This is a genomic window from Longicatena sp. 210702-DFI.1.196, assembly GCF_020563125.1.
Lineage (GTDB): Bacteria > Bacillota_I > Bacilli_A > Erysipelotrichales > Erysipelotrichaceae > Longicatena > Longicatena caecimuris.
This window is the reverse complement of sequence record NZ_JAJCPX010000023.1, coordinates 32,759-51,368: the sequence shown is the minus strand read 5'-3', so window position 1 is coordinate 51,368 and position 18,610 is coordinate 32,759. Positions and strand designations below refer to the sequence as shown.

Below are 18,610 nucleotides of genomic sequence, written 5' to 3'. Positions count from 1 at the left end.
GTAATACTGATTTGTTATGGATATCCAATAATACGAAAGTAGCTACGGTGTCGGCGAGTGGAAGAGTAACGGCAAGAGGAAATGGCACGGCAATCATTACCGCAACCGCCAAAGATGGTTCCAAGAAAGCAGCAAAATGTACGATTACCGTAAAAACGCCGGTATCTTCACTGAAACTAAATGTTCGTAGTAAAACCCTTAACCGTGGAAATACGTATACCTTAAAAGCTTCCATCTATCCATCAACCGCCAGCAATAAAAGCATAACGTGGAGTTCTAGTAATACGAAAGTTGCGAAAGTGGATAGCAAAGGGAAAGTCACAGCAGTAAATGGTGGAAGTGCCATCATAACGGCCAAAGCAAGCAATGGCATGGTGTATAAATGTAACGTATATGTTCGATATAAGATTACGTATTATCTCAATGGTGGGAAAAATGATAGTAAAAATCCAAGTGTTTATTATAATCAGAACATAACGCTGAAAAATCCGACAAGAAAAGGTTATAGCTTTGTGGGCTGGTATAGTGATTCGGCTTGTCGTAAGAAATATCCGAAAGTCACTACAAAATCGAAAGGCGATATTAAACGTTATGCGAAATGGGCGAAAATAAGCGTTGGGAAAGCAAGCACACCAAGTTTAACCAATCTAAAAGGGAAAAAGATGCAGGTCAAACTGCGGAAAGTAGCTCAGGCAAGTGGCTATCAAATTACGTATACAACTGATAAACGCTTTAAATCCAATGTAAAAAGTACGTATACGAGTGCTTTAACGAAAACGCTGACAGCTTTAAAAACGAAAAAGACCTATTATGTAAAGGTCAGAGCTTATAAATATGATTCTACGAAAGCTAAAGTGTATGGCAGCTATAGCAGTGTTAAAGCAATCCGTATAAAAAAGTAAGGGCTATCGGCATAAGAAAACAGAATGGAAAGTGATGCATGTGGATTCATCACTTTCTTTTTTTTATGATGGTTATTATTAAACCGTAGAAAAAATGGGGAATCTACTTTCATGTACGTCATCTTTATATTATAATGGTAGAGCTTAAACGTAGTATGTAAGGAGGAATCCCTATGAAGAAAATAGAACTGCTCGCACCAGCTGGTGATTTAGAGCGTTTAAAAATAGCAGTCTTATATGGCGCAGATGCCGTTTACTTAGGTGGGAAGCAGTTTTCTTTGCGTTCGCGTGCCAGCAATTTTGACCTTGCGGATATTGCAGAGGGTGTAAAATTTGCCCAGGCTCATGGTGCCCATGTACATGTGACGGTGAATATGCTGCCCCATGAAGAGGATATGGAAGGTTTAAAGGAATACCTCATGGAATTAGAACGTATTGGTGTCACTGCGATCATCGCCGCATCACCTACCATCATGATGTGTGCCAAGCAATATGCACCAAAACTGGAAGTACATGTATCGACACAACATTCCTCCACCAATGCCAGTGCAGCCAATTACTGGAAACGTAAAGGTATGGATCGTGTGGTATTAGCACGTGAATTGACGTTAAAGGAAATTCAAGAAACAGCTAAACATGCACAAGTGCCATTAGAAGTGTTCATACATGGCGGTATGTGTATTTCTTACTCCGGTCGATGTGTGTTAAGCAACAATATGACAGGCAGGGATGCCAATCGCGGTGGCTGTGCCCAAAGCTGTCGCTGGAAATATCGCTTATATGAAAAAGAGCGCCCACTGCATGATGAACAGGATTTGTTTTCGATGTCCAGCAAGGATTTGATGGCAGCTCGTTTTATTCCGGATCTCATACAGGCAGGAATTGCTAGCTTGAAAATAGAAGGACGTATGAAGAGTGCCTATTATATTGCGACGTTGATTAAAACCTATCGTTTATTAATCGATGAAGTATATGAAAAGGGAAACTTAAGCGAAGAACGTCTGTTGTGGTATTATCAAGAATTAGCAAAAGCAGAAAACCGCCCAACTGCGATAGGGTTTTATGAAGGACAACCTTTACCGCAAGCACAACTCTATGGGGTCAATGGAGCCGGTGTCACACAGGAATTCATTGCGTATGTCTTGGCTTATGATGCCGATACACAAATTGCGACCCTGGAAGTAAGAAATAATTTTAAGCCTTTTATTGAAGCCGAAGTATTCGGTCCCCACATTACCACCACTCGCTTTACATTTGCAGAGCTGTATGATAAAGATGGAAAGGCAATGGAAGTGGCAAAAACACCCATGCAAATTATTACTGCAAAGGTGCCTTGCGTAATGGAAAAAGATGCGATGATACGAAAAGTGATGAAAAAGGATCGCAGTGCCATATATTAAGCAATTTAGATCAGTTTCTTACCTAAAGAAGCTGATTTTTTTAGTTATTTGATAGCTGAATAAAATAAACGCCTATTCCTAACATAAGAGTGGTATAATAAAAGTACTATGGAATCCATACGAGGAGATATGAGCATGAGAAAGGCGAAGCAAGTAGAGCAACCATTAACAGGCGGTGTCATTGACTGTTGCAGTGATGAATATTTTACGATACTTCATGCAGATGATGCCTGGTATCATTTTATTGGCTATACCAAGGAAGAATTTGCGGATAAATTTCATAATCGCTTATTCTCCATTCTACTTGCAGAAGATAAACAGCTCCATCGTGAAATACGCAAGCAACTGTCTTATGGTGATGTCTTTATGTGCGAAAGTCAGTTGACATGCAAAGATAAAACGATAAAATGGGTGAGTATAAGTGCACAACTTACACATTCCAATGATCATACGACATCCTTTCATTGTATCTTTCATGATATCAGTCGTGAGAAGAAAAATGAGCAAGCTTTACAGCTGAGTGATAAACGTTTAGCTTTTTTGTTATCTTTGACACAGGATATCGTATTTGAATACGATGTAACGGCAAAAGAAATTTATTATTCTGAAAACTTTGAACGCAAGTTTGGTTATCAGATACCGGTAACAGGGTTTCCGAATTCTTTATTTGAAGCCAAGATTATTTATCAAGAAGATGTTTCCACTATACGAGATGCTTTCCAATCTATGTTTCATGGTAAAGATGCCATGCGCTGCGAATATCGCCTGAAATATCAAGATAAAGGTTATCGTTGGGTAGTTGCGCAGGCCAGAGCATTGCGTGATCAAAGTGGTAAGGTAATGAAAATCTTAGGGGTGATCAAGGATATCCATGAACAAAAGAATGAAATTTTGAAATCACGCAAAGAGGCGGCTTTAGATCCTTTAACCGGTTTATATAATCGCCGAGAATGTGTACGAAGAATTGAAGAATATATAAGCAAGCATGAACAATTGATGGCCTTTATATTGATTGATGTGGACGATTTTAAACTTGTGAATGACAGGTATGGACATACGATTGGCGATGAAACCTTATTCTTTTTAGGAGAAGCTTTACAAAAGCTGATTCGTAAAAAAGATACGGCAGCTCGCATCGGCGGAGATGAATTCGTTGTATGTCTCAATGCTATTCCTCATGAAGATGTGGTAATTACGAAAATCAAAGCTATCCAGCAGATGTTTAGCCATCATATGATGCAAAAATTGCACCATGAGGTCAATTGCAGCATTGGTGTAAGCTATTATCCAAAACATGGGAAAAGCTTTCATCAGCTGTTAGAGGCAGCGGATAGGGCAATGTATCAAGCGAAAAAAGAGGGAAAGAATCGTTATAGTGTGTATCAGTCCAAAAAAGAGCAGCATTCTTATGCCATCTTAAACCAACCATCTATTACAAAAACGTTTTTAGATGATGCCATGGTGCAGTTTATGGCAGATTTTGTTTTGGACGGTATGATTGGATGGTATGTAAAAGAAGGGTTCCCTTTTTACTATATTAATGACAACATGCTGAAACTTTTGGGTTATGAGGATGAAAAAACATATCGTGAGGCAGTTAATGGCCATTTTTTAGAAACGATTTTCGCCAAAGATCGATTTAAAACTGAACAAAGCATTCGTGAACAGCTGCAGACAAAGCAGGAGTTTTTGGTATCTTTTCGTATTTGCGATCGCTTCAATCAGGTTATTTGGATCAGTGGTAAGGGCAAACGAATCCATCACAGTGAAGAACAAGATGCGGTTTTTATGCTTTGTGTGAACATACAGAAACAAAAAGCATGTGAGAATCAGCTGAACCTATATCAGAGTTTTCGAGGCAGTGCTGTTTTTATTATCACTTTGGATGCAGCCTTCACATTGTGTTATGCCAATGCATCATTTTATGAGTTGTTAGAAATAACGCCTCAGCAAATGCAGGACACGTATCATATGCAATGGATTCGCATATTGCAGCAAGATGATAGGAAGCGGATAAAAAAGTTGTTACAAACAGCAAAAAAACAGGAAGAATCAACTATAAAATGTGAGTTTTCGGTTACGACTGGAAAAGGCAATCAAAAATGGCTGTTTTTAAGTGGTGCTTTGGAACAAGATGAACATCAGCAATGGCAGATGAAGGGCGTCATGTTGGATCATACAAGAGAGCATACGCTAATGGAGGCGTTGACACACAAGGAACTGGTTTATCGTACGGCTTTAGAGGAAGCGCAAATCTGTGTATGGGAATATGATATTGATAAGAAAATTATGTATATGAGCGAGAATGGTAAGGATCGTCATGCAATGCAGCCGATCACATGCAATATGCCGGAAGAATTGCGAAAGCAAAACCTAATTCATCCGGAAAGCTGGCCGACGCTTAAAGATATGTATGTACAGCTTGAAAATGGGGTTCCTTATATCCAAAGAGATATCCTTACCGCTAATAAAAACCATGATGGCTGGTGGTGGGAAAGGGTGACTTACACAACCATTTACGATCAGCATAAAAAAGCACGATATGCGGTAGCCGTTGGCGAAGATGTAACGAAACAAAAAACGGCGCAGGCATATTATCAGCATCAAATGCAGCGCCATATCGTTATTTCCGATGCCATGCTGTTACGTTTTCGTATGAATCTGACACAAGAGTGCATGATGGAAATAGAAGGCAAAATGGTAGACTCCTATGATACAGTAGAAAGTTTTGAAGATTTATTACAGCTGCACACACAGCATGTGGCTTTTGAGGAAGACCGTCTACGCTTTTTACATTTACTGAATATGGAAGCATTACAAAATGCATATGCCCAAGGGAAATCACTTATCAATTGTGAATACCGCTGCAAAGATGAAGATGGTCATTTGTTCTGGGTCAACAGTGTAGGTCGATTATTCATGGATGCCAAAAGTGGTGATTTATATTTACATGGTATTCTTGTGAACATTGATGATCGCAAAAAAATTGAATTGGCATTGAAGAAGAAACCGGAAATGGATGTATTTCCCAATGTATATAAAGAAAACACCTTCAAAGAAGTGTTAAAGGAAGCCTTAAAACTACCAAATCAAGCTCATGAAAAAGAAGCTTTCTTACTATTTGAAATCGATCATGAATCAGAATTTTCACGTATCGATATGGCCGGAGTTGAGCGTATTCAGGAAGAATTGGCAGCCTTGTTACTAACTGGTTTCGCATGCCGAAAAATCGTAGGACGCATGGAAGATGGAACATTTGCGTTATGGTTATGCAGTGAGGCTACCAAACAGGATATCTGTGCTATCGTTGAATATATTCGTAAGACGATTGGCATTCCTTATATGTTTTCTGATATGAACTTTAAGGTTACCTTATCTTGTGGCATTATCCTGCTGCATCAGCCAAAAACAAGTGATGAACTCTTTCATATTGCTTTTGATACCATTCATCAAGCCAAAGAAAAAGGTGGAAATTGTTATGTGCTAAAAGAAGTCGAACAACCTTTACCACAGCCTTTGACTATGCAGGAGCTATTCACAGGAGATAAGGCAAGTGAGGATATGCTCTTAAAAACACTGTATTCAATGAATCTGGAAAAGTCTTTTACTAGAGCGTTGTATCGTGCCGTTGAGCAACTCATGCGTTATTATGGCGGAGATCGCGCATATTTGATTGATTATAGCGATACTATGCAATTATATGAAGTACGCAAAGATGGTATGGATTCTATCAAAGAATTGAATGAATATATGCTACAGCCGAATTCTATTAATAATGCGAATTTAAAAGAATTGCTGTTTGGTGTACAGGTATTAGAGGATGTAGAAAGCTTAAAAGACCAAGATCCTAAGATATATGCATATTTAAAAGAATTACGCATTCATAGCAGCATGTTGGCATGTATGCAGGATAATGGAGTGATTATTGGTTATCTTGGCATCGACAATTATACGTGCCATAAGGAACATCCCGGTTTCTTACGGATGTTAAGTTATTATTTAAGCAATGAATTGGCGAAGATGAAACTGCAAAAGAAACAATTGTATATGCATTATCATGATTATCTAAGTGGTGCTTTAAATCGCGCAAGCTATCAGCAATACCGTCAGGAACTCATGGAAGAACGATTAATTTCATTGGGTGTAGTTTCATTGGATATCAATGGATTGCGGGATATTAATCATCTATACGGAAACGCTTATGGTGATGATATCATCCGTCGCATTGCACATGTAATGGAAAAGATATTTGTGAATGGCAATGTCTATCGTTTTACCGGGGATGAGTTTTTGGTGATCGTAGAAGATATGAGCAATGAGATGTTTACCAATCATGTTGTGAAATTGCAAAAACGTATGCAAAAGATTTGTGATGTATCCATCGGCTTTGTATGGAGTGATACGAATAAGCAGTTGGATGAGCTGATTGCCCATGCGGATGAGCAAAGACTGATCAATAAGCAATTTAATTACAGTTGTTTGCAAGGCGAACACACCAAACATAATACACATGTCTTAAAAGGCATTTTAAAAGAAATTAAGGAAGGCCGTTTCCAGGTGTATTTGCAGAAGAAAGTAAATTCACAAACCAATGCCATCATTGGTGGCGAGGCTTTGATTCGCTATCAGGATGCGGATGGAACGATCGTAGCGCCAAATCGCTTTATTCCGATGCTGGAAAAGTTAGGCATCATTCATTATATTGACTTCTTTGTGTTCCGGCAGGTTCATGAAATCTTATGTAAATGGGAAAAGGAAGGCAAAGCATGTGTGCCGATTTCTTTGAATTTTTCACGTGTGACATTATTGGAAGACAATTTGGCACAGCGGATGAGCAACATCAGTAAAAGCTATGCCTGCAAACGTGCATGGATCGAAATTGAAATTACAGAGAGCGTCGGTGATATTGAAAGAACGACCATGGAGAAGAAATGTAAAGAAATAAAAGAAGCAGGCTATCGTCTGTCTTTAGATGATTTTGGATCTAAATATAGTAATATTGCTTTTTTATCCAGTGTTAAGTTTAATGTATTGAAACTGGATAAGGGTTTAATGGATGATATCATCAGTAACCATAAAGCCAGAGCCATCATTTCCAGTATGGTGGAACTGTGTGCGGCTTTACAGATTGAGGTTGTGGCTGAAGGAGTTGAATATGCAGAACAGGTGGAAATATTAAAAACATTGGGTTGCTATCTGATTCAGGGATATTATTATGGTAAGCCGATACCTTCACAGGAATGGTAAGTCACATGCGGCATTGTTTCAAAGCTGTTCTGATTGAAATAATGCCTTTTCTAGCCGATTTTAAAAATATCAACAAGAAAAAAAGCAGAAATTTACATTTATTCTAAAACATGCTAAAATACAGAAGATTATTGATGAATCATAAAGTTAGATGAGGAGAGTACAGTATGAAATTGAGTAACAGTTTCTTTTATACCATCCGTGAAAATGCGAAGGATGAAGACAGTGTCAGTGGAAACTTACTGGTAAGAGCAGGAATGATCAAGAAAAGCTCTTCCGGTATTTATATGATCATGCCTATGGGAAAGCGCGTATTACAGAAGATTGAAACGATTGTACGTGAGGAAATGGACGCAACCGGTGCACAGGAGTTGTTGATGCCAGTACTGATTCCTGAAGAAGTATACGAAAAAAGCGGACGTAGAGAAGCCTTTGGGGCAAATATGTTTGCTTTGAAAGACCGTTACCAGAAACGTTATGTCATGGGGCCAACGCATGAAGAACTTTTCACCATAGCGGCAACCATGAAAGGAAGCTCTTATAAGGATTTCCCTTATAATCTATATCAGATTCAGACCAAATTTCGTGATGAAACAAGACCTCGTTATGGCTTAATTCGAGTGCGTGAATTTATCATGAAGGATGCATATTCCTTTGATGTGGATGAGGAAAGTATGCATATATCCTATATGAAGATGTTTCATGCGTATAAAAAGATCATGGAGCGTTTAGGCTTAACATATAAGATCGTTAAGGCAGATACCGGGGCAATGGGGGGAAGTTTGTCGGAGGAATTCCAGGCCATTACTCCAATCGGAGAAGATGTGGTTGTTGGCTGTGAGCATTGCGATTTCTCCAGTAATTTGGAAATTACGGAAGTTGTGGATCAAGCATCGGATGACACGGCAGAACTTCGTCAAATGGAAGTTGTCAAAACACCGGATGCCAAGACGATCGAAGAGGTAGCAGCCTTCTTTCAGAAAGCAGCTGATGACTTTGTAAAGACATTGATTTATAAGGTTGATGGTAAGACCTATGCCTTTTTGTTAAAGGGCACAAGAGAATTAAATGAAACCAAAGTCTTGAAGTTGTTACAGGCAAATGAAATGGAATTGGCCGATTTTGATGAAGTAGAACGTGTTACACATGCGAAGGTTGGTTTTGCCGGTCCGATTGGAATTGCATGTCCGATCATCATGGATCGTGAAGTTACGCATATGAAAAATTTTATTGTCGGCGCAAATCAGACAGACCACCATATCGTAAATGTGAACGTTCAAGATTTTGAAGTCTCTATGATTGCGGATATTGCACAGGTAAAAGAAGGTGACATCTGTCCGGTATGTGGACATCGTTTAACCTTTGCGAAAGGAATTGAGGTAGGAAATACCTTTAAACTCGGTACGAAATATGCGGAAAGTCTTGGCTTAGAATATCAGGATGAAACAAATAAGCTGCATCCGGTACAGATGGGCTGCTATGGCTTTGGCTTAGGAAGAGCAATGGCGGCAATTGTAGAACAGCACAATGACGCATCCGGTATCATCTGGCCTGCCAGTGTAGCGCCTTATCAAGTGGCGATCGTCGTTGTAGCCATCAAGGATGAAGAACAGATGCGTGTAGCAACCGCCTTGTATGAAGAGCTAAGTGCTGCTGGTATTGATGTCGTATTGGATGATCGAAAAGAGCGTCCAGGCGTAAAATTTAAGGACATGGAGCTGATCGGCATCCCTTATCGGATAACGGTAGGAAGAGGAGCTGTGGATGGCAAGGTGGAATTCCGCGCGCGTACAGCATCAGAAAACGAAGAATGGCTGATCAGTGAAACGAAAGCAAAGCTGATGGAAATAGTAAAGTAAGAAGAAGGTAAGAAAGTGGTATTGTTATTTTCATGAAAGAATTTACATTTTATGAAAATATTACAAAAAAACACTTTCTTATTTTTTCGCTTTATTGTATAATAGAGAACGATAGGGTTGATAAAACTTTATTTTCACAAAAGATAAAAGGTTGAAAGGAGCAGATTATGAAAGAAACATTATATTTAAATAACGATTTGGCGATTGTCAATTTCAGCGCCGGATATGCTACCACTGGAGATCAGCTTTTAAATTCCAGTACCTTCAGTAACTATGTACACAATTTTATTGATTATCTGAAAGAGAACAATGAAGACTTATATTATTATGCCGTAGGCGGAAAGACAGCACGCGAGGCAACCGTTGATCTTTTGCGTCTGTTCCGTATGATGCGTATCTTTAAAATTGATGAAATTGAATCTTCCTATCTGAATGATAAAGGACGATTATTAGAATTTTTAGAAGAAATGTATAATTTCTGGAAGAAGCATCAGCGTTTTTCCGTTGTTACGGCGGGAACAGCAAGTGCTTTGCAGGATATCAGCTTTGTGACGGCGGACTCAAATTTCAATAATATGGTATTGACATTATATCGTAATTTAGAAGAATCTTTAATGGGGAGAAAAAACCGCGTATATCGGCAAATGCAGGCCGGAACCAATGCAGCGATTGCGGTAAGTGTAAAACAGCCGAAGTTATCAAATACGTATGATGCCTTAAAAGATATTCCATTCATTACTTCCATCATGCTGCGCACACCGATGATCTTACATCCAAAATCAAACAAGCGTACCGGTATGTTTACGGAAACAGACGTAAATCCAATTACGTATTTTACTGGCAGTGATGAAGAATGGTTCTGCTTCCCATGCAAGATCGGAACTTTATTAGCCTTTGTATACTTTCATCGTGATTTTATCTCCAGTGCTGTTTCATTAGGAAATTTATTTGAGTTGGCTACGGAAGATGAATGCCGTAAAAAACCAGATCTGATCTGTCTGTTTGGTAATCAAGATGATAAAAATGAAACAGTCTTCCATTATGATGCAACTGATGATATCTGGGTCGGAAGCTTAACTTATGATGAAAAGATTGAATATTTCGGCTATATGAAAAAAATGTGTCTGACGCTGCACAATTTAAGAAAGATGCAGCATGGCTGGCTGCCAATCCATGGTGCCTTCGTTAATATTACCTTACACAATGGCAAACGCAAGGGAATTATGCTGATGGGGGATTCTGGCGCAGGTAAGTCAGAATCAATTGAAGCCTTAAAGATTGCAGGTAAAGATGTTATCAAAGATATTGAAGTTGTCTTTGATGATATGGGAACCATTCATATCGAGGATGGCGTTCCATATGGACAAGGTACGGAAATCGGTGCCTTCATTCGCTTGGATGATCTAGATCCGGGTACACCATATCGTGATATGGATCGCTCAATCTTTATGAATCCGGAGTCTAGCAATAATGCGCGTGTCATTACACCGGCAGCACCATATGAAGTTGTCGCAATGAATCATAAGATTGATTTATTCGCCTATGCCAATAATTATGATAATGAATCCGGATTGCATCGCTTTGAGAATCTGGAAGATGCCAAAGCAACCTGTAAGGAAGGAAAGCGTATGGCGAAGGGAACGACACAGGAAGTCGGTATTTCTACCACATACTTTGCAAATCCATTTGGACCAATGCAACAACAGGATGTTTGTGATCCATTGATTGATGAGGTTTTTACGGCACTGCGTGATAATGGGGTGTTTGTTGGTGAAATTTATACTCATTTAGGTCTTGATAAAGAAAACCGTGATGGTATTAATTTGGCTGCAAAAGAGTTGTTAGATTTTATTGAAAAGGACTAATGCATAAAACAGGAAGAGGACATGATCTGAATTGATTGTGTCTTTTTTTGGGTCGGTATCTTCTGCTTTTGGTGGCTGTTGATTATCCTTGCATACGTGAATTGCTGTGTTCATTTAATTGATGAATGTGTTCGCGATATAAGTACAATTTTTAATAAATGTATCTATTTTGTAGAAAAGCATCTTTTCATGAAGAGAAAAACATAGTACAATAAAATTATCGATAACGGAGGTAAAGCGGGCGATATGAAAATTGCGAAAATTGAAGATGCGAAACGTGTCTTAGAACCAATCATCAGTAAAACACCATTGGTGCATGCGACAAAGATTCATGATAATTTATGGATCAAGGCCGAAAATTTACAGGGCACAGGAGCGTTTAAGCTGCGGGGTGCCTATTATAAGCTTTCGAATTTGAATGAGGAAGAAAAGGCGAAAGGGGTCATCGCGGCAAGTGCTGGTAATCATGCACAAGGGGTTGCGTATTCTTGTAAGAAAATGGGCATTCAGGGAACGATCGTAATGCCGAAAACAGCACCTCTTTCCAAGATAGAAGCTACAAAGGCATATGGCGTCAAGGTAGAATTGCAAGGAGATACCTTTAACGATGCCTATGCATATGCGAAGAATCTGCAGGAAATTACCGGAGCTGTTTTTATTGAACCATTTAATGATGAAGATGTGATTACCGGCCAGGGAACCATCGGTATGGAAATCATAGAAAAAATGCCGGATGTGGATACAGTCATCGTACCGATTGGCGGCGGCGGCTTGATTAGTGGCATTGCGTATGCTATCAAAACCTTGCGTCCACATTGCCGTATTGTCGGTGTACAATCAGAAAAAGCAGCGAGCATGAAAACATCCTTAAAGGAACAGAAGATCATGACCTTAAAAGAGGTCAGTACGATTGCGGATGGAATTGCCGTAAAAACACCGGGAACATTGACCTATGCATTGTGTAAAGAGTATGTAGATGAAGTAGTAACGGTAAGTGAAGAAGAAATTGCGGCAGCCATCCTTGTTTTATTGGAAAAAATGAAGATGGTAGCAGAAGGAGCTGGTGCCGTCAGTGTGGCAGCAGCCATGTTTGGAAAAGTTGATCTTATTCATCGTAAATGCGTTGCTGTGTTAAGCGGAGGAAATATTGATGTAAACTTGCTGTCCAAGATCATTGACCTTGGATTGATCAAAACAGGACGCAAGGCGGTGATCAATATGAATGTTACCGATAAACCGGGAAATTTATCACGCATGATCGAATTGATTTCACGTACCGGAGCCAATATTATTTCTGTAAACCATAATCGTATTCAGAATGGTATCTTATTTAATCAGTGTCGTGTTGGGGTGGTAATTGAGACAAACAATCAGGCACATATTGAAGAAGTGCTGGATATTTTGGAAGAAAATGGCTATCATCCACATATGGTGGAACATGTTTAAGATCCTAATTGATGGAGATGGATGCCCTGTGATTGAAGAAACGCTTATGATCGCAGAGCATTTTTCTATACCGGTCATATTGGTGTGTGACAGCTCACATAGCTTTATGCATGATGCTTGTGAAGTGGTGATTACCGATAAAGGAAAGGATCGCGCGGATTTCGTTATCTTGCAAAAAGTAAAAAAAGATGATATTGTAATAACTCAAGACTATGGCTTAGCCGCACTGGTCCTCAGCAGACAGGCACATGCCTTATCACAAAACGGTTTGCGCTTTCGTGATAACAACATGCTGTCTTTGCTGAATCAGCGAAGTGACGCAGCGAATATACGCCGTCAAAGAAAACGCTATGGTCATATGAAAAAGCGTACACCGCAAGATGATAAAGCCTTTTTAAAAGCTTTATATGCTGTTGTATGTGAGTTATTGGAGTGATAAATTGAATACACATAAAAAAATCCCCTATGACATTATGATGGTGCAATTGAAACAAATGTCAAAGGAAGAACTGCAACGTCATTTACAGTTATTAGGCTGCGACTGGAGTTATGAAGCAATTTATGAAAGCCTGAAAAAAACGTTCAATGATCTGCAAGTGGCGGATGCCATATTTGATAGCTGTATCATACAAGACGACAATAGCCCATATCCCAAAGATTTCATAGATGAGGCTGTGTTAGAAATTGCTCGACGCGAAACGTTTTCGTTCATTCATTATGGGATAGTATCCCGTGATTTTGTACAGGCTATGCAACTATCAGATGATCAGCAAAGAGTGGATGCACTGGAAATGAACTTTCGCAAGGTGCTGAAACTGGCCAAAACCTTTTCCTTGGATAGTCTTGAAGGTATCGTTTATCAGGTAAATGATGGTGTTGATATCATAAGCATGCTGGCGGAAATGCTAGATACCATGCAGCAATTGGCAAGACAAGAAAAACCATATGCCAAACGCATCGTCGCTTTTGTGGATAAATATTTACAAATTTTCACGAAAACGAATACCTTCACCAAAGTCATGCTACAATATGAACAGGCGCAAGCCTATCTTACATTTAACTCCGTGAAGGGAGAACAGCTGTTTTTAAAGTTATTAAAGACGCACAGTGATCCTACGGATGTCATCTTGCATTATGGCTTGGCTTATTTAGATGATGATGAAGAAAAAACGCGCAAGATCTTTTTACGCTATCAAAATAAGTTGGATAAAAAGAGTGAATCTTACGATATCATCATGGACATTTTGCAGGATTTAGAAAGGAGGTCTTCATGAAGCGCAATATCGTACAGCGTCATGCCATCTTTTTTACGCTGTTAGTGCTATGCTTTTTGATTGTTCCTGCGATACGTGAATCTTATGCACAGGATAGAATGAATAAAAAAGAAGCCCAGCGTCAGCAAAAATTGATGGAAGAGTATCAAAAACAGCAAAAACAAAAGCTTGCGAAAGAAAAACAGCAAAAACAAAAGGCGGCAAAGTTTAAAGTGATGCTAGATGCCGGTCATGGCGGATATGATGCGGGGAGCGAAAGTAAACAAGGGAAAAAAGAGAAAGATATCACCTTATCCATTACCTTAAAGACAGGAGAATTGTTAAAGCAGGAAGGGGTACAGGTGTTGTATACAAGAGAAAGTGATACAATCTCATGGAAAAGTAATAATGTAGATGATTTAAATACCCGCAGTCACATGGCGAATGCCAGTCAAGCGGATATATTTGTTTCCATACATACCAATTATAGTGATGAAGCAAAGGATAAGACAGCGGGCAGTGAGGTATGGTACAGTACCCGTCAATCAGGCAGTAAGAAAATCGCTGAGCATATGGAACTTGCTTTACGTACGGATGGCTATACCAAAAGCCGTGGATTGCGGGATGATAGGGAATCTTTTTTATCACTGTTGTATTATAATCAAATTCCTAGTATTCTGGTGGAAACCGGGTTTATCTCCAATCCCAAGGATGTTTCCATATTAAGTGATGCGAAAGGACAAGAGCGAATTGCACAGGCCATCAGTACAGGTGTTTTAAAAGCACTCGGATTAAAAAATTAAAGGATTTCAGTTTTCAAGTTTCATAAAAAAGTGTATACTATAACTTAAACAGGAGGTATATGTATGTTTCATAACAATGATGAATTAAATTTTGAAACCGAATATCATGTCACAACCATACAACAACATGCGATAAAAACATTTGCGTGGATGGGACTTGGCTTATTGATTACGGCTTTGGTAGCATTTGGCATGGTAACAACGAACATGACTTTGCGCTTATATGTATCTTATCCAATAGCGCCTATGTTGTTGTTATTTGCGCAGCTTGGTGTAGCCGTTGCTTTCGCGGCACGTTTGGCGAAAATGAAAGCAGCGACGGCACGCATTCTTTTTGTGGCATATTCCATCTTAATGGGAGTCACTTTTTCCACACTGGCTTTTGTCTATGACTTAGGTTCTATCGGTATTGCCTTTGGGATTACGGCTGTATATTTTGGCTGTTTGGTCATTATCGGCTATACGACAAAGATGAACCTATTGCGCTTTGGGCCAATCTTGATGGGTGGTTTATTAACGTTGATTATCGTAGAAGTTGTGATGACATTGTTGGGTATGGATATTACGACACGCGGCTTTACAGCAATTGGCTTATTATTATTCACCGGTATAACAGCATATGATACACAGAAAATGAAGGCGTTGTATCATAGCTATGAAGGTGATGAAAGTATGCTGAGCAAGTTGTCAATTTATTCAGCTTTTGATTTATATCTGGACTTCATTAACATCTTCTTATATATCTTACGCTTTGTAGGAAATAGAGATTAAGCACTTTAAGACATAGCTGTTTCAGGCTATGCCTTTTTTTTATCTTTTTTCATGATAAGAAAAAAAGGATGTACCAAAGCGGACATCCAACATTATTTCGTTTCTTCTTTTTTCACGCGGTGATATTCATCACTTGCTAAATTTACTTCATGGTCAAAGCTTCTTTCGTTGAAGGCATCTTTTCCATGATCACATAATGGACAACGATAATCATCAGCTTCTTTTAAGAAGTCGTCACCATCATATACATAGCCACAAATTCCACAAATATATGTTGTTACAGCCATCTGCCAACCTCCTTTTCTTTCCTTGGCTTTAAGTATAACATATTTGCTTAAATGTGTCATTTAACTTGCTTTTTAATAACGAAAATCACATAAATGTCACATTTAATTTCATATTTTATCATTCTTGTGTTATGATGAGTAAAAGAAGGTGAGGTTATGAAGAAGTTATGGTCTTTTGTTTTATTACTTTGTTTGTTTCTGGGAAATATACAGCTTTTAACAGCAAAGCAAATCGATAGTCCAAAACAGGGGGGGAATAATTATCATGCGATTGATTATGTAGTACAAAAGCCGAATAACAGCAGACAATTATATCGCTCTGCGCTGCCTACATCCTACGATAATCGAAAACAACACCATGTTACACCGATTAAGGATCAAAATCCATACGGAGATTGTTGGGCATTTACAACCATGGCAGCCGCTGAAACAAATCTGTTAAAAAGTGGAATTGTAAATAATCCAAATGCCGTTGATTTATCAGAACTGCAATTTGCGTATCGTTTTTATAACCGCTTAAATGATCCATTGGGCAATACCGCAGGGGATACCAATGATCCGACATCAACCGGTAAACTAGGTTTTTTAGATAATGGAGGTAATAACTGGACAAGTGCTTTTGCCTTATCACAGTGGATCAGTCCCACAGATGAAGATAATGCACCTTATACACATAATGAGACAACGATGTTAGCAGGTATTAAAAAAGCAAATGCCTATCAACCTTCCTATATCATGAAAGATGCTGTTTTCTTGCCCGATGATGATATTACCTCTATCAAACAGGCCATTCTTGATTATGGCAGTGTATCGGCTGGTATAGCCGTTCAAAAGATGTCGGTATATGCCAAATATTTCTATGATGGCAGCAAACGCTTTGATCATGCGGTGACTATTGTTGGCTATGATGATACAATTTCGAAAAACAAGTTTTCCATAAAACCGCAACATGATGGAGCATGGATCGTTAAGAACAGCTGGGGTACACATGCCAATGATGCAGGCTATTTCTATCTGTCATATGATCAGCCAGTCAATGCTGTAGTAGCTTATCAGTATATGGCGAAAGATACCTATGAAAATAATTATTTCTATGATGGTTCCGCAGCTCTTTCAGAATATACCGCCGGCGGTGAAGTGACAGTTGCCAATGTGTTTAAGGCACAGAAAGGTACGAGTACTTCACCTGAATATGTTGAGGCTGTTTCCATTGCTTTTTCAGGAGCAGATACAGATTATGAGGTAGAAGTATATACCAACCTGAAAGACAAACAAGATCCTTACAGTGGCAGCAAAGCTTTATCGATGCCGGTGAAAGGTTATCGCAAATATGCTGGTATTTACACGATACCGCTTACGCATCATGTCTGTGTAAAACCACATACTTATTATGCCGTTGTTGTGACATGTAAGAATCATTACGGGGATACGACTGGTTTGTATGTGGCTGAAAACAAAAATTATGGATGGATCAATTTCAAAGAACAGATTCAATCAGATCAAAGCTTTCTCTATGTCCATCATGACTGGTATGATATGGCAAATATCAACGCATGTTTTCGTGTGAAAGCATTTACGATGCAGCATCATGATGATATAGCAAAGGCAAAAGTCAAATTATCTGCAACCTCTTATATTTACGATGGGAAACCACATTCTCCATCACTTACTCTAACGTATGGAACAACCACCTTGCGAAATGGTAAAGATTATAAATTGACCTATCACAATAATGTGAAATCCGGTACGGCTTCTGTTCACATTGAGGGTTTAAATGCTTATGCTGGCAGTAAGGATGTCACTTATAAGATCTTACGGCGGGCAATCTATGCAAAAAGCATCCATGTGGATGCCATACCGTCTAAAACTTATACAGGCTGTGCGCAAAAACCATTACCACTTTTAAAATATGGAACGACGACATTAAAAAACGGTATTGATTTTACCTTATCGTATAAGAATAACAGCAATGCCGGTACGGCACAGTTGATTATCAAAGGGAAAGGGAATTATGGCGGCTGTCTTACAAAAAGTTTTATTATTCATAAACGCAATCTGACATCCGTAAGTAATAAGCCATTAGCAACACGGACTTATACAGGCTCTGCCCAAAAACCATTGCCTTTATTGAATTATGGCTCTGTGACTTTAAAAAACGGAAGAGATTATACCCTTTCTTATGCTCATAATGTTAATTCTGGAATAGCTAAAGTCATCGTAAAGGGAAAAGGCAATTATACAGGAAGTATGACAAAGACTTTTAAAATTAAAAAACGTGATATTGCGACAGTGAGCATGAACAAGCTAAGCAATCAAAGCTATAGTGGAAAAGCAATTCAGCCAAACGTGACATTAACGTATGGCAAAACAGTATTAAAGAAGAATAGGGATTATACGATTCAATATGGAACAAATAAAAAATGTGGAAAAGCTACCTTAAAGATTATTGGAAAAGGCGGTTATGGTGGCAGTATGTGTAAAACCTTTACCATTGTTCCCAAACAGCCGCTTAAACTGCATCTCACCACGAGCAAACACAAAGCTATCAATGTATCTTATAAAAAGGCTGTTGGAGCCAGTGGTGTTCAGATTGCTTATTGTGCAAAAGGCAGTAATCATTGGAACTATAACCAAACAAGCAGGAATTGTTATCAACTGCATACACTTAGCAGTGGTAAACAATATCAGATTAAGGTGCGCAGTTATGTAACAATAGCAAACGTGCGTCATTATGGCAGCTGGGGCAAAGTACAGCTAGTCAAGATCAAATAATCAAA

At 38.9% G+C, this 18,610-nt stretch carries 12 protein-coding genes; 11 read left to right on the top strand and 1 reads right to left on the bottom strand.

Going from position 1 to position 18,610, the window contains the following annotated elements; translation table 11 throughout:
- The 10 genes from LI241_RS10460 to LI241_RS10415 all read left to right on the top strand — a co-directional run.
- Positions 1–902 (top strand): Ig-like domain-containing protein (locus tag LI241_RS10460; RefSeq protein ID WP_226897127.1); only part of this gene is annotated, 902 nt, incomplete at its 5' end.
- A 173-nt stretch (positions 903–1,075) separates the two neighbouring features.
- Positions 1,076–2,302, top strand: coding sequence for a U32 family peptidase (locus LI241_RS10455; RefSeq protein WP_008689294.1), 1,227 nt, complete (start codon positions 1,076–1,078; stop codon positions 2,300–2,302).
- Positions 2,303–2,437: 135 nt separating this feature from the next.
- The gene (locus LI241_RS10450; RefSeq protein WP_008689292.1) at positions 2,438–7,549 is read left to right on the top strand and encodes a diguanylate cyclase domain-containing protein; all 5,112 of its coding nucleotides are present in this window, start codon (positions 2,438–2,440) and stop codon (positions 7,547–7,549) included.
- A 167-nt stretch (positions 7,550–7,716) separates the two neighbouring features.
- The gene (locus LI241_RS10445) at positions 7,717–9,408 is read left to right on the top strand and encodes a proline--tRNA ligase (RefSeq protein WP_008689291.1); all 1,692 of its coding nucleotides are present in this window, start codon (positions 7,717–7,719) and stop codon (positions 9,406–9,408) included.
- A gap of 167 nt (positions 9,409–9,575) precedes the next feature.
- Complete coding sequence (locus tag LI241_RS10440; protein ID WP_008689288.1) at positions 9,576–11,273, top strand: hypothetical protein; 1,698 nt, start codon at positions 9,576–9,578, stop codon at positions 11,271–11,273.
- 246 nt (positions 11,274–11,519) lie between these two features.
- Entirely contained in the window at positions 11,520–12,719 is a 1,200-nt protein-coding gene (gene ilvA / locus LI241_RS10435; RefSeq protein ID WP_008689286.1) for a threonine ammonia-lyase, read from the top strand.
- Entirely contained in the window at positions 12,712–13,155 is a 444-nt protein-coding gene (locus LI241_RS10430) for a DUF188 domain-containing protein (RefSeq protein WP_017144606.1), read from the top strand. The genes ilvA and LI241_RS10430 overlap by 8 nt, the downstream gene beginning before the upstream one ends.
- Before the next feature lie 4 nt (positions 13,156–13,159).
- Positions 13,160–13,993: a hypothetical protein gene (locus LI241_RS10425; protein WP_017144607.1), complete on the top strand. Its 834-nt coding sequence runs from the start codon at positions 13,160–13,162 to the stop codon at positions 13,991–13,993.
- The gene (locus tag LI241_RS10420) at positions 13,990–14,775 is read left to right on the top strand and encodes an N-acetylmuramoyl-L-alanine amidase (protein ID WP_008689279.1); all 786 of its coding nucleotides are present in this window, start codon (positions 13,990–13,992) and stop codon (positions 14,773–14,775) included. The genes LI241_RS10425 and LI241_RS10420 overlap by 4 nt, the downstream gene beginning before the upstream one ends.
- Positions 14,776–14,838: 63 nt before the next feature.
- Positions 14,839–15,546 (top strand): Bax inhibitor-1/YccA family protein, encoded by a 708-nt coding sequence (locus tag LI241_RS10415; RefSeq protein ID WP_008689277.1) that lies wholly within the window; start codon positions 14,839–14,841, stop codon positions 15,544–15,546.
- Positions 15,547–15,638: 92 nt separating this feature from the next.
- On the opposite strand, the gene LI241_RS10410 is transcribed toward LI241_RS10415, so the two are convergent.
- Positions 15,639–15,833, bottom strand: coding sequence for a rubredoxin-like domain-containing protein (locus LI241_RS10410; protein ID WP_008689276.1), 195 nt, complete (start codon positions 15,831–15,833; stop codon positions 15,639–15,641).
- A gap of 156 nt (positions 15,834–15,989) precedes the next feature.
- Here LI241_RS10410 and LI241_RS10405 point away from each other — a divergent pair, with 156 nt between their 5' ends.
- Positions 15,990–18,605 (top strand): C1 family peptidase, encoded by a 2,616-nt coding sequence (locus LI241_RS10405; protein ID WP_008689275.1) that lies wholly within the window; start codon positions 15,990–15,992, stop codon positions 18,603–18,605.
- Positions 18,606–18,610: the final 5 nt, after the last annotated feature.

Excerpts from the sequence above, each read along its gene's own strand:
- LI241_RS10455 (WP_008689294.1), top strand. The coding sequence starts at position 1,076 with ATGAAGAAAATAGAACTGCTCGCACCAGCTGGTGATTTAGAGCGTTTA.
- LI241_RS10450 (WP_008689292.1), top strand. The coding sequence starts at position 2,438 with ATGAGAAAGGCGAAGCAAGTAGAGCAACCATTAACAGGCGGTGTCATT.
- LI241_RS10445 (WP_008689291.1), top strand. The coding sequence starts at position 7,717 with ATGAAATTGAGTAACAGTTTCTTTTATACCATCCGTGAAAATGCGAAG.
- LI241_RS10440 (WP_008689288.1), top strand. The coding sequence starts at position 9,576 with ATGAAAGAAACATTATATTTAAATAACGATTTGGCGATTGTCAATTTC.
- ilvA (WP_008689286.1), top strand. The coding sequence starts at position 11,520 with ATGAAAATTGCGAAAATTGAAGATGCGAAACGTGTCTTAGAACCAATC.
- LI241_RS10430 (WP_017144606.1), top strand. The coding sequence starts at position 12,712 with ATGTTTAAGATCCTAATTGATGGAGATGGATGCCCTGTGATTGAAGAA.
- LI241_RS10420 (WP_008689279.1), top strand. The coding sequence starts at position 13,990 with ATGAAGCGCAATATCGTACAGCGTCATGCCATCTTTTTTACGCTGTTA.
- LI241_RS10415 (WP_008689277.1), top strand. The coding sequence starts at position 14,839 with ATGTTTCATAACAATGATGAATTAAATTTTGAAACCGAATATCATGTC.
- LI241_RS10410 (WP_008689276.1), bottom strand. The coding sequence starts at position 15,833 with ATGGCTGTAACAACATATATTTGTGGAATTTGTGGCTATGTATATGAT.
- LI241_RS10405 (WP_008689275.1), top strand. The coding sequence starts at position 15,990 with ATGAAGAAGTTATGGTCTTTTGTTTTATTACTTTGTTTGTTTCTGGGA.